Annotated in this window: 13 protein-coding genes (1 of these 13 only partly in view); 8 read left to right on the plus strand and 5 right to left on the minus strand. The window is 61.6% G+C overall.

Annotation, left to right across the window (positions count from 1 at the left end):
* Position 1 precedes the first annotated feature (1 nt).
* The 4 genes from folE2 (at position 2) to RAK07_RS02465 (ending at position 4,346) form a co-directional block, all read left to right on the plus strand.
* Positions 2-787: a GTP cyclohydrolase FolE2 gene (folE2, locus tag RAK07_RS02450; RefSeq protein ID WP_305733467.1), complete on the plus strand. Its 786-nt coding sequence runs from the start codon at positions 2-4 to the stop codon at positions 785-787.
* Positions 788-924: 137 nt separating this feature from the next.
* Positions 925-1,395, plus strand: coding sequence for a DUF3015 family protein (locus RAK07_RS02455; protein WP_305731272.1), 471 nt, complete (start codon positions 925-927; stop codon positions 1,393-1,395).
* Positions 1,396-1,559: 164 nt separating this feature from the next.
* Positions 1,560-3,413, plus strand: a complete 1,854-nt coding sequence (locus tag RAK07_RS02460) for an Lnb N-terminal periplasmic domain-containing protein (RefSeq protein ID WP_305733468.1) — start codon at positions 1,560-1,562, stop codon at positions 3,411-3,413.
* Positions 3,414-3,527: 114 nt separating this feature from the next.
* Complete coding sequence (locus tag RAK07_RS02465; protein ID WP_305731273.1) at positions 3,528-4,346, plus strand: mechanosensitive ion channel family protein; 819 nt, start codon at positions 3,528-3,530, stop codon at positions 4,344-4,346.
* A gap of 76 nt (positions 4,347-4,422) precedes the next feature.
* Here RAK07_RS02465 and RAK07_RS02470 read toward each other — a convergent pair whose 3' ends face one another.
* Together RAK07_RS02470 and RAK07_RS02475 are read right to left on the minus strand one after the other, a co-directional pair.
* Positions 4,423-4,734, minus strand: coding sequence for a YtxH domain-containing protein (locus tag RAK07_RS02470; protein WP_305731274.1), 312 nt, complete (start codon positions 4,732-4,734; stop codon positions 4,423-4,425).
* 2 nt (positions 4,735-4,736) lie between these two features.
* Entirely contained in the window at positions 4,737-5,135 is a 399-nt protein-coding gene (locus tag RAK07_RS02475; RefSeq protein ID WP_305731275.1) for a DUF948 domain-containing protein, read from the minus strand.
* A 193-nt stretch (positions 5,136-5,328) separates the two neighbouring features.
* Here RAK07_RS02475 and uvrA point away from each other — a divergent pair, with 193 nt between their 5' ends.
* Genes uvrA through RAK07_RS02490 form a run of 3 tightly spaced genes read left to right on the plus strand, consistent with a single transcriptional unit; the run spans position 5,329 to position 9,588 of the window.
* The gene (gene uvrA / locus RAK07_RS02480; protein WP_305731276.1) at positions 5,329-8,145 is read left to right on the plus strand and encodes an excinuclease ABC subunit UvrA; all 2,817 of its coding nucleotides are present in this window, start codon (positions 5,329-5,331) and stop codon (positions 8,143-8,145) included.
* Complete coding sequence (locus RAK07_RS02485) at positions 8,142-9,440, plus strand: NAD(P)/FAD-dependent oxidoreductase (protein WP_305731277.1); 1,299 nt, start codon at positions 8,142-8,144, stop codon at positions 9,438-9,440. Before uvrA ends, RAK07_RS02485 begins: the two co-directional genes overlap by 4 nt.
* Entirely contained in the window at positions 9,433-9,588 is a 156-nt protein-coding gene (locus tag RAK07_RS02490) for a hypothetical protein (RefSeq protein WP_305731278.1), read from the plus strand. Before RAK07_RS02485 ends, RAK07_RS02490 begins: the two co-directional genes overlap by 8 nt.
* Before the next feature lie 97 nt (positions 9,589-9,685).
* Here RAK07_RS02490 and RAK07_RS02495 read toward each other — a convergent pair whose 3' ends face one another.
* The 3 genes from RAK07_RS02495 to RAK07_RS02505 all read right to left on the minus strand — a co-directional run bounded on the left by RAK07_RS02495 (position 9,686) and on the right by RAK07_RS02505 (position 12,543).
* Positions 9,686-10,795, minus strand: a complete 1,110-nt coding sequence (locus tag RAK07_RS02495; protein WP_305731279.1) for a glycoside hydrolase family 3 protein — start codon at positions 10,793-10,795, stop codon at positions 9,686-9,688.
* A gap of 70 nt (positions 10,796-10,865) precedes the next feature.
* Positions 10,866-11,201 carry an STAS domain-containing protein gene (locus RAK07_RS02500; protein WP_305731280.1) on the minus strand — a complete coding sequence of 112 codons (336 nt, stop codon included), beginning with the start codon at positions 11,199-11,201 and terminating at the stop codon, positions 10,866-10,868.
* 136 nt (positions 11,202-11,337) lie between these two features.
* Positions 11,338-12,543 carry a c-type heme family protein gene (locus tag RAK07_RS02505; RefSeq protein ID WP_305731281.1) on the minus strand — a complete coding sequence of 402 codons (1,206 nt, stop codon included), beginning with the start codon at positions 12,541-12,543 and terminating at the stop codon, positions 11,338-11,340.
* Positions 12,544-12,730: 187 nt separating this feature from the next.
* Between RAK07_RS02505 and RAK07_RS02510 the strand changes: the two genes are divergently transcribed.
* Positions 12,731-14,318, plus strand: partial view of a penicillin-binding protein 1A gene (locus RAK07_RS02510; RefSeq protein ID WP_305731282.1) — the 5' portion only. Its footprint extends 857 nt past the window's final position; 1,588 of the gene's 2,445 nt are visible here — the first part of the coding sequence; it begins with the start codon at positions 12,731-12,733; its stop codon lies beyond the right edge, outside the window.

Here is a 14,318-nt window from a genome sequence, read left to right on the forward strand (position 1 = left end):
GATGCCGGACCTGCAGAAAAGCCGGGACCATCGCCGGATACCGATCGCCAAGGTGGGAGTGAAGGATATCTCCTATCCGATCGTGGTGCAGGACAAGAACCGTTCCCTGCAGCACACCGTGGCCAGGGTGGATATGTACGTGGACCTGCCGCACCAGTTCAAGGGAACCCACATGAGCCGCTTCGTGGAGATCCTGAACCGTTACCGCGAGCAGGTGGCCCTGGACCGGCTGGAGGATATCCTGCGGGAGATGCGCCAGAAGCTGGGAGCGGAAACCGCCCACCTGCGGGTGGAGTTTCCCTACTTCATCGACAAGGCGGCGCCGGTCTCCAAAGCCCGCAGCCTGATGGAGTACACCTGCGAGTTCGACGCCTGCCTGCGGGGGGAGACCCTCGATTTCGTGCTGGGGGTCAAGGTGCCGGTCACGTCGCTGTGCCCCTGCAGCAAGGAGCTGTCCCGTTTCGGTGCCCACAACCAGCGCAGCATCATGACCGTAAAGGTGCGCTACACCGACTTCATCTGGATCGAGGATCTGGTGGCCCTGATCGAGCAGTGCGGTAGCAGCCCCCTCTATGCCCTGCTGAAGCGAGCCGACGAAAAGCATGTCACGGAGCAGGCGTACCAGAACCCCCGCTTTGTGGAGGATATGGTGCGGGAGGCTTACTTGCGGCTGGCGGCGCAGGAGAACATCACCTGGTTTTCCGTTGAAGCGGAGAACTTCGAGTCGATCCATAACCATTCCGCCTATGCGGCGGTGGAACTGGACAGGAGGGGGAGCGGGCGGTAAAGGGTGGACGTTCTGCGACCCGCTGAGTTCGAGACGTTGCGGAAAATATGTTCCACGGGGTTGTATAATGACTGGATTGACGATATTAGATATCCATGCAATCAGCAGCACCATCACACCACAGGAGGTAACAGCGTATGAAGAAAGTTCTTTTGACGGTTGCAGTAACCCTGGCCATGACGAGTGCCGCCTTTGCGGCGGGCAACGCCCGCAACAACGTGGGCTGCGGTTTGGGCACCATGCTGTGGGAGAACAAGGCCGATAACTCGATCCTGTTCCAGTCGTTCCAGGCGACCACCAACGGCACCTCCGGAAGCCAGACCTTCGGTCTTTCCTCCGGTACGTCCGAGTGTTCACAGCCTTCAAAGTTCGTGCAGAACGAAAAGCTGATCCACTTTGTCCAGGCCAACATGGACAACCTGGCAAAGGACATCGCCATGGGCAAGGGTGAGACCCTGGATACTTTCGCGGAGATGCTCGGGGTCGCCCCGGCCGAGCAGCATGCCTTCAATGCCCGCCTCCAGGCCAACTTCGGCAAGATTTTTACTTCTGAAAACGTGGTGCTGGCTGAAGTGATCGACAACACCGTGACCGTGGCCCTGAACTAGGATGCCGGCGTAACGGCGCAAAAAAGGTACACAGGGTTCTGTGTGCCTTTTTTGTTGACGACGGACAGAGATAGCACACCCCGTGGCGCTGTCTGCGGGTAAGGACCGATACTGCAATGCCGTGGTGGACGACGATGCTCCGCTTTTCCCTGATTTTCTGCTGGATGTACCTTGTGACATCCGTTGCGCCGGTAACTGCCGGAGAGCCATCCTATGTGGACCACCTGCTGGCAACGGCCCGACGGGAAAATCTGCATGAGGAGCGTACCTGGCAGGTACTGCTCCACTATACCGGGACGCTTGCCGGCGGGCATACGAGCAGGATTGACGATCCCGCGTTTTTCCTCGCACCGGAGGGGAGAACCGACCGCCGGGCCGAGCTCGAGGCGACCCTGCGCAGTTTTTTCATTGTTGACGCGCAGGACGGCGACCACGGTGCCTGCCGCTTTCCGGCCCGTTTCGCCTGGCTCTCCTCCCGGCTCGCCATAGATCCGGCGCGGCTTCCGGCCCACACCTGTTCCGAGCGGGACGAAGCCCTGGGAACGGTGGAGGCGAAGTCGGCGGTGCTGGTGTTTCCGGTGGGCCACATCAACAGTCCGGCCTCCATGTTCGGCCATACCCTGATCCGGATCGACGGCCGCAGCCGCAGCCATCTTATTTCCCACGCCGTCAACTACGCCGCTGAAACCACCGATACCAACGGGTTCCTCTATGCCTGGAAGGGGCTGACCGGCCGCTACCGGGGGTATTATTCCCTGTTGCCCTATTACACCAAGGTCAAGGAGTACAACGACCTGGAGCACCGGGATATGTGGGAGTACCGGCTCAAGCTTTCGGAAGAGGAGGTGGCGCGGATGGTCACCCATATCTGGGAGCTGCACCGGATCGGTTCTTCCTACTACTTCCTGGACGAGAACTGCTCCTACAACCTGCTCTTCCTGATCGAGGCGGCCCGGCCGGAGTTGCGGCTCACCGAAAAAACCGGGCTGTTCGTCCTGCCCACCGATACCATCCGCATCACCCAGGAAAGCGGCATTCTGGAGGAACCCCGTTACCGCCCCTCCCAAGGGAGCAGGATCAGAACGATCATGGCGCAGCTTACCCCGGACGGGCGGCAGGTCGCCCTTGACCTGGCCTACGGCAGACGGTTGCCGGAGGGCTTGACCGGAGCGGCGGAGGACAGGGCCGCCATTCTGGACCTGGCGGCCGAATTCGCCCAGTTCAGGCTTGCCCGCAAGGAGTTGGCAAAGGATGCCTATACCAGATTGTACCTCGCGCTGCTGAAGGAGCGGAGCATGCTGGGGCCGACCCCTGAAGGCCGTTACGACGGCGTCGTACCGCCCCGCCCCGAAAGCGGACACGACACCACCAGGGTGGCCGTCGGCGGCGGGGTGCGCCGCGGCAAAGGTTTTGGAGAGCTGGCAATCAGGCCCCAGTTCCACTCCCTGTTGGATCCGGATCAGGGATACCTGCAAGGGGCGCAGATCACCTTTCTGGATACGGTGCTCCGGTTCAGCGAGGCGCCGTCGCCGGTCACGGTGCAGTCGCTCCACCTGGTGGACATCGTTTCCCTGACCCCGCGCGACCTGTTCTTCAAGCCGACCTCGTGGAAGGTAAACGTCGGGCTGGATCGGGAAACCATGAAAAACGGCAACGACTCCCTCGTCTTCCGGTTGAACAGTGGCGGCGGGTTTGCCTACGCCTCGCCCGGCGACGGTATCTGGTACCTCCTGGCCGAGGCGGACCTGAACGCCGGAGACGGCATCCGGGGGGTCTTTACGCTGGCGCCGGGACTGCGTTTCGGCGTCGTTGAGCAGCTTGCGGACTGGTGGAAACTCCATCTGAATGCCCAGGGATTCCTCTACAAGCTCGGTGACGACCGTGCCGCGCTGCGTCTTGCCCTGGCCCAGAACTTCAAGGTGAGCCGCAATAACAGTCTTACCCTTGAGGTCTCCGGCGAGCAGATGAACGGGCGGCGAACCGGCGAGGCGCGCATGCTCTGGAACCACTACTTCTGAACCGGCCGGATCTTGTGTCCTGTCGACCCCGTGATATACTTCCTGCTTGAACTCTTCTGAAGGCCGGTCGCGGCCGGACGGTTTGCGACCAACGGAAAAGGAAGGAGCGTCAAGATGGACAACGTCAATCAGTTTCAGCAACTGGCAACAGCCTATGCCACCGAAGTCGGGACCAAGCTTCTCGCCGTCATACTTTTCTGGATTGTCGGCAGATGGCTGATCAACTTTGTCTGCCGGATGCTGCAACGGGTCATGGAGCGGCAAAAGGTGGACCCGACCCTGATGCGGTACATCGGCAATTTTGTGGCCGTGACCCTGAACATCGTGCTGGTGGTCGCCATCCTTGGCTACTGCGGGATCCAGACCACGACGTTCGCCGCTCTGGTGGCCGGTATCGGTATCGCCATCGGTGCGGCCTGGGGAGGTCTCCTGTCGAACCTGGCGGCCGGTATTTTCCTGGTCGTGCTGCATCCGTTCAAGGTGGGGGATTTCATAACAGCGGGCGGTGTGACCGGTACGGTCAAGGAGATCGGGCTGTTCGTGACCTCGATCAATACTCCCGACAACGTGCTGACGATGGTGGGCAACGCCAAGGTCTTCGGGGACAATATCCAGAATTTCACGGCCAATGAGTACCGGAGAGTTGAGCTGAAGTGCCAGTTAAACGGCAGCGCCGACCATGTGGCGGCAATGCAGTTGCTGCGGGAGAAGCTGGCCCTGGTGCCGAACGTGCTGGCAACCCCTGCCGTGGAGGTGGAGATTCTCGACTTCACCCTGGTGGGGCCGGTGCTTGCGGTCCGTCCGTTCTGCCACAATGACCACTACTGGCAGGTATACTTCGACGGGAACCGCACCATCAGGGAAGCCTTGGCCGCCGGCGGCTTTCCGGCGCCTATGCCGGCGCAGATGGTGCTGGTGCAGAACCAGCAGTAGCAACGAAACGAGGGGGCCATGGTACGGCCCCCTCGTTTCATTGCGGGTGAAGCGTGTCGTAGTACAGCCCGGCCGGTTATGCCGAGTACTTTTCCTTTTCCCGCTTGATCGCCTCGCGGCCGGCCTCCAGGGCCGACGACAGGATCGATTTCTTCTCGGCCACCACATCCTTCCCCTCGTCGATGGTCTCCTTGATCTTCTCCTGGGCTTCCTTTGCGTACTCCTTGATCTTGTCCACCGCATCGTCAGCCAGGTCGGCTATCTGGTTGCGCAGTTGCCGGCCATCCTTTGGTGCGTACAGCATGGCCAGCCCGGCCCCCAGGGCGGCCCCGGCCAGAAACGATACCAGCACGGTGCTTGCGGATACGCCGTTGTCTTCGTGTGCCATGATCAGACTCCTTTCATTTTACGTTTGAGATAGTGTTCCAGCAGGTACGAACCGGCAACTTTGGCACCGGTGACCAGAACGCCGGCCTGGTTGACGATACCGGTAACGGCGCCAACGGAGCGGTTGATCAGGGTGAGCTGGTCGCCGGTATCACCCAGGGCCGACATGAACTTCTTGACGTCGTCGGTATGCTGGGCAACGCCGCCCCCGACGGTCTTCAATTCGGCCAGTACGTCGTTCAGCTCCCGGATGGTGGGCTTGAGTTCGTTGGTCAGCAGGTCGGCCAGGACCGACACGGATGTCGCCGTACGCTTGACGGCTGCGATAGCGGGGATCAGTGCGATGACCAGCACCACCAGGGCAAGGGCGGCGATCAGTGCGGCAAGTGCACCAAGGGACATGGGGTATTCCTCCTTGAAACCGTAACCTCAATGGTGAATGACAGTATAACCGATTGGGGTTATTTGGCAAGAAAAGCCGGTAACCGGTTATATGCCGCACCCTGTTCCGGGACTTTACAAATGCGGACGCGATGGTCATACTGTCAAACCACGCTTGCGTTCATCCATCTCCGGAGTACAGGTCGACCCTTCCATGCCGCACGATCAGATCATCATCAAAGGTGCCAACGAGCACAACCTCAAATGCATCGACGTCACCATTCCCCGGGACCAGCTGGTGGTGATCACCGGCCTGTCCGGTTCCGGCAAGTCCACCCTGGCCTTTGACACCATCTACGCCGAAGGGCAGCGCCGTTACGTGGAATCGTTGTCCGCCTACGCCCGCCAGTTCCTTGAGCAGATGGAAAAGCCGGACGTGGAGTCCATCGAGGGGCTGTCCCCGGCCATCTCCATCGAGCAGAAGACCACCTCCAAAAACCCCCGCTCCACCGTCGGCACGGTGACGGAGATTTACGACTACCTGCGCCTGCTCTTTGCCCGCATCGGCCGGCCCCACTGCTATTGCTGCGGCAAGCCGATCACGGCCCAGACCGTGTCCCAGATGGTGGACCGGATCATGGCACTGCCGGAGGGGACGAAACTTTTGCTGCTTTCCCCCATGATCCGGGGACGCAAGGGGGAGTACAAGAAAGAGCTGCAGCAGTTGCGCAAGGAGGGGTTCACCCGGGTGGTGATCGACGGGGTCCAGCGGGAGCTGACCGAGGAGATCGAGCTGGACAAGAAGAAAAAGCACGATATCGACATCGTGGTGGACCGGCTGGTGGTGAAGGAGGGGATCGCCCGGCGTCTGGCCGACTCCCTGGAGACCGCACTGGGCCATGCCGAGGGGGTTGTGACCGTGGAAATCGTGGAGGGCGAGCGGCTGACCTTTTCGGAAAAGTTCGCCTGCACCGACTGCGGCATCTCCTACCCCGAGATCGCGCCGCGGATGTTTTCCTTCAACAACCCCTACGGCGCCTGCCCTGACTGCACCGGCCTGGGCACCCGGATGTACTTCGATGCCGAGATGGTGGTGCCCAACCCGGAGCTGTCCCTGCGGGAAGGGGCCATCGCCCCCTGGGAGAAGCGGCTGGGCAGCCCGTTCCACCAGATGATTCTGGAGTGCCTGGCCCAGGAGTTTCGCTTCGACCTCACCACGCCGTTCCGTGAGCTGCCGGAGACGGTACGGAGCATGCTGCTGCAGGGCACCGGCGAGCAGGAGGTGACCTTCTGGTGGGAGGACAACCGGGGCAAGCGCCATACCTACAAGAAGACCTTCGAGGGGGTGCTGAACAACCTGGAACGCCGTTACCGGGAGACCGATTCCGAGGCGGTGCGGGAGGAGCTGGCTCCCTACATGAACGTCATGCCCTGCCCCACCTGCAACGGTGCCCGCCTGAAGCCGGAGGCCCTGCATATCCGGGTGGCGGACCGTACCATCCAGCAGGTGACCGCCCTGGCCATCAGGGACTGCCTGGCGTTCTTCACCACCCTGGAGCTGACCGACAAGGAGCAGGAGATCGCCCGGCGGATTCTGAAGGAGATCCGGGAGCGGCTGGGGTTCCTGGTGAACGTGGGGCTGGACTACCTTTCCCTGGACCGCACCGCCGGCACCCTGTCCGGCGGCGAAGGGCAGCGGATCAGGCTGGCCACCCAGATCGGCTCCTCCCTGGTGGGGGTGCTGTACATCCTGGACGAGCCCTCCATTGGTCTGCACCAGCGGGACAACGACCGGCTGCTGGCCACCCTGCGCCATCTGCGGGATATCGGCAACACCGTGCTGGTGGTGGAGCATGACGAGGACACCATCCTGGCGGCGGATCATGTGATCGACATGGGGCCCGGCGCCGGGGTCCACGGCGGGGAAGTGGTGGCCCAGGGGACTCCCCGGCAGATCATGGACAATCCGGCGTCGCTCACCGGCCGCTACCTGTCCGGGGATCTGACCATTGCTGTGCCGAAAAAGCGGCGCAAGGCGGAACGCCATATCACCATTCTGGGCGCTGCGGAGAACAACCTGAAGGGGATCGACGTGGAACTGCCCCTGGGGGTGATGACTTGCGTCACCGGGGTCTCCGGCTCCGGCAAATCCACCCTGGTGATCGACACCCTGCACAAGGTGCTCTCCCAGCGGCTCTACCGCAGCCGGGAAAAGGCCGGCGCCTGTCGTGACATCCTGGGGCTGGAGTACCTGGACAAGGTGATCAACATCGACCAGTCCCCCATCGGCCGCACCCCCCGCAGCAACCCGGCTACCTACACCGGCGTGTTCGGCGATATCCGCGACCTGTTCGCCGGGCTGCCGGAGTCCAAGGTGCGGGGTTACAAGCCGGGCCGCTACTCCTTCAACGTCAAGGGGGGACGCTGCGAGGCCTGCGCCGGGGACGGCATCATCAAGATCGAGATGCACTTCCTGCCCGATGTCTACGTGCAGTGCGACGTCTGCCACGGGGCCCGCTACAACCGGGAGACCCTGGAGGTGCTGTACAAGGGGAAATCCATCGCCGATGTGCTGAACATGACCGTGGAGCAGGCGGTGGAGTTCCTGGGGGCCATCCCCCGCATCAAGAACAAACTGCAGACCCTGCTGGAGGTGGGGCTGGGTTACATCACCCTGGGGCAGTCGGCCACCACCCTGTCCGGCGGCGAGGCCCAGCGGGTGAAGCTGGCCAAGGAACTGTCCCGCCGGGCCACGGGCCGCACCATTTACATCCTGGACGAGCCGACCACCGGCCTGCATTTCGAGGATATCCGCAAGCTGCTGGAGGTGCTGCACCGCTTGGTGGAGGCCGGCAACACCATCGTGATCATCGAACATAATCTGGATGTGATCAAAACCGCCGACTGGCTCATCGATCTGGGGCCGGAGGGGGGAGATCGGGGAGGCGAGGTGGTGGCTGCCGGCACTCCGGAGCAGATAGCGAAGGTAACCAGGTCATGGACCGGAAAATTCCTGAGGAAAATGCTATGAGCGAACGGGAAACCAGGAAAACGAAGCGGGTTGTCATCGTGGGGATGGGGTTTGGCGGCATCCGGGCCGCCCAGTGCCTGGCCGATTGCGGTCTCGAGGTGGTGCTGGTGGACCGGAACAACTATCACCTGTTTCAGCCGCTGCTCTACCAGGTGGCCACCGCCGGTCTGGAGCAGGAGTCCATCGCCTACCCGGTGCGGGCCCTGATTCGGGGCTGGAAGAACCTCTCCTTCCGGATGACCGAGGTCACCGGGCTCAGTCTGGAAGACCGCTACGTGCAGACCGAAGCGGGGGGGATCGCCTACGACTACCTGATCCTGGCCGGGGGGAGCGAGACCAACTACTTCGGCAACAAGGGGGTTGAGCAGCACGCCTTTGACCTGAAGCGGCTGCCTGATGCCGAATCGTTGCGTAACACCATCCTGGGGATCTTCGAGCAGGCGGTGCAGGTGCGTGACCCGGAGCTGCGACGGCAACTGCTGACCTTCGTGGTGGTGGGGGGCGGCCCCACCGGGGTGGAGTTTGCCGGCGCCCTGTCGGAACTGATCCGTTACGTGTTCCGCAAGGACTACCCGACCCTGGATCTGGATGAAAGCCGGGTCATTCTGCTGGAGGCGGCCCCTGCCATCCTGCTGGCCATGCCGGAAAAACTGCGGGAGTACGCCAAAAAAAACCTCGAACGGATGGGCGTGGAGGTGCGCTGTAACACCATGGTGGCCGACGCCGGGCCCGGAACCGTGACCCTGGCCGGCGGCGAGGTGATCGTGGCCCGCACCCTGTTCTGGTCCGCAGGCGTCAAGGCGGCTCCCCTGGCCGGCATGGTTCCCGGCGACAAGGGGCCCGGCGGCCGGATACCGGTGAATCCCGACCTCTCCCTGCCGGGGTACGACGGGGTCTTCGTGGTGGGGGATATGGCCCTGGTGATGCAGGACGGCAAGCCGCTGCCGATGGTGGCACCGGTGGCGATGCAGCAGGGACGCTACGCGGCCCGGGCCATCCTGCAACGGGAACAGGGGGGGCAGCCGGAACCGTTCCGCTACCGGGACAAGGGGAGCATGGCCACCATCGGCCGCAGCTCCGCCGTGGCCACCGGCTTCGGTGTCTCTCTGTCCGGCTACTTTGCCTGGCTGGCTTGGCTGTTCCTGCACCTGTACTACCTGATCGGCTTCCGGAACCGGATCGTGGTGCTCCTGAATTGGGCTTGGTACTACTGGTTCCACGAGCGCCAGGTCCGGCTGATCACCACCCCGGAGTGCACCGAACCGGTGCTGCCAAAGGAGAACAACCATGGTTAAGACAGCAACCTTCGAGGCGTTGCTGGAGTCGCTGGTGGAGGACGGCGAAGGGTACCTGTTCACCCTTGAGGGGAAAAACTACCGGATCACGGACCGGGATGAGGTCCGGCGCATCGCGGAGGAGCACGGCTACATCATCATCTACTGAACCTGCTGCTGCAGTATTCTGTAACGCCCTTCTTCACCCGCTGCCGGTGGGCAGGCCGGCCGCGTCCGTAGGCCTGTTGTTTCAGCAACCATCGGCATCAGGCAACGACGCGGTCCTGTTTCAATGCCATGATCCGTCGGCAAGCCTGATCGATCCGTTCCCGCGGTATCCGTCCCGTTTCTACCAGCTTCAGCAGCAGTTCGATGGTGCGGGGTACGATGTCCGGCTGATAGGCCTTGTCGTTGGCCACCACCAGCAGGTCAACCCCGGCGTTGATCGCTTTTTCCACGGCAGTTTCGTAACGGTAGTGCCGCATGATGGCTCCCATGTACAGATCGTCGCTGACCACCACGCCGTCAAAGCCGAGTCGCTTGCGCAGAATGCCGTCAATGGTTGCTTTGGACAGGGTTGCGGGGTAGTCCGGATCAATGGCGGTATTGAAGGTGTGGGCGGTCATCACCATGTCACACAGCTCCCGCTGAATCAGGTTCCGGTAGGGACGCAGCTCACCGTCGCTCCAGGAACGGGTCACATCCGTCAGCCCCAGGTGCGAATCATGGTGGGAGCTGCCGTGACCGGGGAAATGCTTCAGGCAGGTCAGGATGCGGTGCCTGCGGTGACTGGCGATGAACGTCGCCGCATGGGCTGTCACCACGGCAGGGTCGGCTGAAAAGCTGCGCTCCTTGAAGGCGATCACCGGGTTGTCCGGGTTGAGATTCAGGTCCACCACCGGTGCCAGGTTCAGGTTGAAGCCGTACTCTGCCAGGGTGGCGGCGATGCTGTCGGCAGCGGAGCGGGTCAACTCCGACCGGTTCTGTTCTCCCAGGTAGCGGGCCGAGAGCGACGGGGGAAAGCCGGAACGCTCCTTCAAGCGGGCAACTAAGCCCCCTTCCTGGTCCACGGCGATGAAGAGCGGTACCGCTGCGGCTTCGCGCAGGGCCGTGGTCAGGGCTTTCGTTTGGGCTGGGGCAGTGATGTTGCGGCCGGTAACTCCCTGGTCTACATTATTGTCGAACAACACCACGCCGCCGACACCGTGGACCTGGACTGTCTGGTGGATCGGGCTGCCGGGAGCAAGCGTCTCGCCGGGGAACCCTATCAGCAGCATCTGAGCCAGTTTGCGTTCCAGCGACCAGCTCTGCGGAGTCGACAATACCGTGCCGGGAACGGTAGGGGTGACGGCGCAGCCGCCCAACAGGCCGGGCAAGAGCAACGATGTTCCGGCCAGGACGCTGCTTTTTAAAAAAGTACGGCGGGTGCAGGAGGGCATGGCAGGGTCAGGTGAAGGATGCCAGGGCATCGGCGACGGTGGGGTATATCGGAAAGATTGAACCGAAGCCGGATATGTCGAACACGTCCTTGACGGTGCCGGTGATCCGGGCGAAGCGAACCTCTCCCGCCGCAGCCTTGAGGGCCTTTGCGGTCGTCAGCAGCGCCCGCAGGCCGGCACTGCTGATGTAGTCCAGGCTGCCGAAGTCAATGACGACCCTCGTGTCGCCGCTGGCGATCAGTTCATGCAGTTTCCCTTCGTAGGTCGGCGTGGTGATTGCATCCATTCTGCCGGCGATGGACAGTACGATGCCGCCTGCCTCCCGATGTTCCCGTATCTCCATTGTCTGCTCCGTTTGTGGTGGGGTGTGCTGCAACACAGGTCCGCGATAGGCGTGGTGCAGTCAAGTCGTCAAGCTGTCTGTTTTGATACGTGCCGGTTCCGAACTGCTGCCCATTCGAACGTTGTGCGCTACACGTTTAGTCCCCTTTGGGGGTGAGGCGAAGGATAGCGGAAAACATGGCCTCATGCTCACTCTGTGAGACGGACACGACCATTTCCACCTCGAAACAGCGACCGCAGACGTCCCGCAGGGTCTGGCGGCTGGCGTTGCCCAGCACTTGGCTGCTGCCGGCGGAAAAGTAGTCTTCAAGACCCTGCCTGAGCGGCAACGGATCTTCCATGAAGTCGAAAATGCACTGGCCGAGCAGCTCCTCCCGAGTGAGGCCGAACAGCTTTTCGGCCTTTTGATTGGCAATAACGATCTTGCCGTCGGGCAGGAACGTAACGATGGGCGACTGGGCGATTTCGATGAAGTTACGGTAGCGCTCATCCGATTCGGCCCGTTGCCGGGTACGTCGTTCCAGTTCGGCCATCAGATCGTTGAACGCCTCCACCAGGCGACCGATTTCGTCATGTCCCCGCGGTTCGATACGGGTGGAGAATGTGCCGGACCGGGTCACGGTGGCAATTCCTTCCGCAACCCGGGAAACCGGTGCGAGGATGGTGCGATGGATCAGCCAGCCGGTCAGCAGGACCAGCACCAGCAGGATACTCCCCTGCAACGCCTGCTCCTGGGCGAGGTTGTGCAGTATTCTGTTGTGCAGCGCCTCAAGCGGCACGGATACCGATATGGCGCCGATCAGCTCTCCGGTCCGATAGTTGTAGGAAGGGTGTCCCTTGGGAAAGCGCTGCTGCACGAAGCGGGGGGCCGTTTCGAAACTGCCATGGCACACGAGACAGGATTGTTCGGCCACCATGGGGAGCAGGTAGCGCAGGGTTTCAGCGCCGTTCTGGCTGACCACCTCGTAGCGCTCCGCGATACTCGCATCGGCAAACTGTCTGAGCACTGCCTGTTCATAGGGGTCCGGGCGGTTCAGCGGATTACGGAAGCGTTGGGATACTTGGCGAACGTAATAGGGGGTTCCCTTGGTCAGGCGCTGGGTAATGCGGGTCGCTGCAACCTGGGGAATCAACTCATAGTTCTGCTCAGCCTGCTCCGCCCTGACCACCGATGAAAGGTGTTCACGGGTCTCCACGATCTGGCGGGCAATGGTCCGTGCCTTTTCCACCGATTCCTGGAGCAGCATCTCCTGGTCATGGTGATAGGAGGTCCAGGCCAGGACGATGAGGAGAACGATCAACAGCAGGCTGATGATCAGGGTCAGTTTTGCGGTGATGCGCATGGCGGCCTCGTGGGCGTCGTGGTGACTGTTGCGGGAAGTATAGCCGGAACAGGGCAATTGGCAACACTGCCATGGCGGCTGGTTGCAGAAAATCCGTTTGGTAAAAATCTTGAACCAGGGAGACGAATCGGGTATTTTTATTTAATTAAGCATAGTTCCCCGAAAAACGGGAGGAAAGTCGGTTCCCATGTCTCACGAACAAAAGACAGCTCGTCGCATTCCGCACCAACGCCGGGGCTTTTTTTCCACCCTGCTGTTGATTGTCGTCACGCTGGTTGTCGTTACCCTGCTGGGGATTGGCGGGTATGTTGCCTTCCTGATGGCGAAGCTCCCCAAGGTTGACCGGCTGGCGGACTACAAACCGCCGGTGGTTTCCCAAGTGTATGGCGATGACGGTACGCTGGTGGGGGAGTTCTACCTGGAACGGCGGATCGTGGTGCCGGTGAACCGGATGCCCCGCAAGCTGATCCAGGCATTTGTCGCTGCGGAGGACGCCAATTTTTACTCCCACAAGGGAATCGACTATATCGGTATCGTGCGGGCCGCCTTCAAGAACCTGATCACCATGCGCAAGAAGGAAGGGGCGTCCACCATCACCCAGCAGGTAACCAAGACCATGCTGCTGACGCCGGAGAAAAAGCTCTCCCGTAAAATCAAGGAAGCAATCCTGGCGAAACGGATGGAGGAACGGCTGACCAAGGACGAGATCCTCTACCTGTATCTCAACCAGATTTATCTCGGCGCCGGTGCCTACGGCGTCGAGGCGGCGGCGGAAACCTACTTCGGCAAATCGGTCGATCAGCTGAGTCTGGCCGAAATGGCCATCCTGGCCGGTCTGCCCAAGGCACCCAACGCTTATTCTCCCATCAAGAACCTGGCCAGGGCCAAGGAACGTCAAAACTACGTGCTGGAACGAATGGTAGCGGAGGGATACATCACCCAGGCCGAGGCTGAACATGCCCGTAAGACGCCGCTGACGATCCTGCCCGGACGCCGGGCCATGAACGACCAGGTGGCCTATTTCCTGGAGCAGATGCGTATCTACCTGGAGTCGCGGTACGGCGAGGACCAGCTCTACAAGGGGGGGCTGAAGATCTATACCACCATGAACGCCGCCATGCAGCGGGCGGCCTACGAGTCGGTGCGGGCCGGACTGAAAGCGGTGGACAAGCGCCAGGGGTTCAGGGGAGCGTTGAAATATCTCAAGCAGGAAGAGGTTGAGGGGTATTGCAACAAGGTTGAGGAAGGGATTGATAGCGCCGCCCTCAAGCAGGGAGACACCTATACCGGTGTGATCGTAGGGATAAATCCTTCCAAGGGGGAGGCGCTGGTACGGGTGGGGGATCGTACCGGTCTGTTGGCCCGCAAGGGCATGGCCTGGGCCGGCCGGCTGAACCTGCTGAACAACTATGGCAAGCCGGACAAGCCGTCGAAAGCACTGCCGCTGGGGGCGGTGGTTGAGGTGCAGGTCGTTACGCCCGATGTCAACCGCCAGGGGGCAGTGTTCGAGTTGGACCAGACGCCGGAGGTACAGGGGGCGCTGGTCTCCATTGATCCGACGACCGGCGGCATTAAGGCCATGATTGGCGGCTATGACTTCCGCAAGAGTCAGTTTAACCGTGCGGTACAGGCCAAGCGCAATGCCGGGTCGGCCTTCAAGCCGATCATCTATGCGGCTGCTTTGGAAAAAGGGTTCACCGCAGCGACGGTCATCGAGGACTCCGAGGTGGAATACCCTGCCGGACTGGGCAAAACCTGGAAGCCGAGGAACTACG

Origin of the sequence: Trichlorobacter ammonificans (assembly GCF_933509905.1) — a bacterium.
Classification (GTDB): Bacteria; Desulfobacterota; Desulfuromonadia; order Geobacterales; family Pseudopelobacteraceae; genus Trichlorobacter; species Trichlorobacter ammonificans.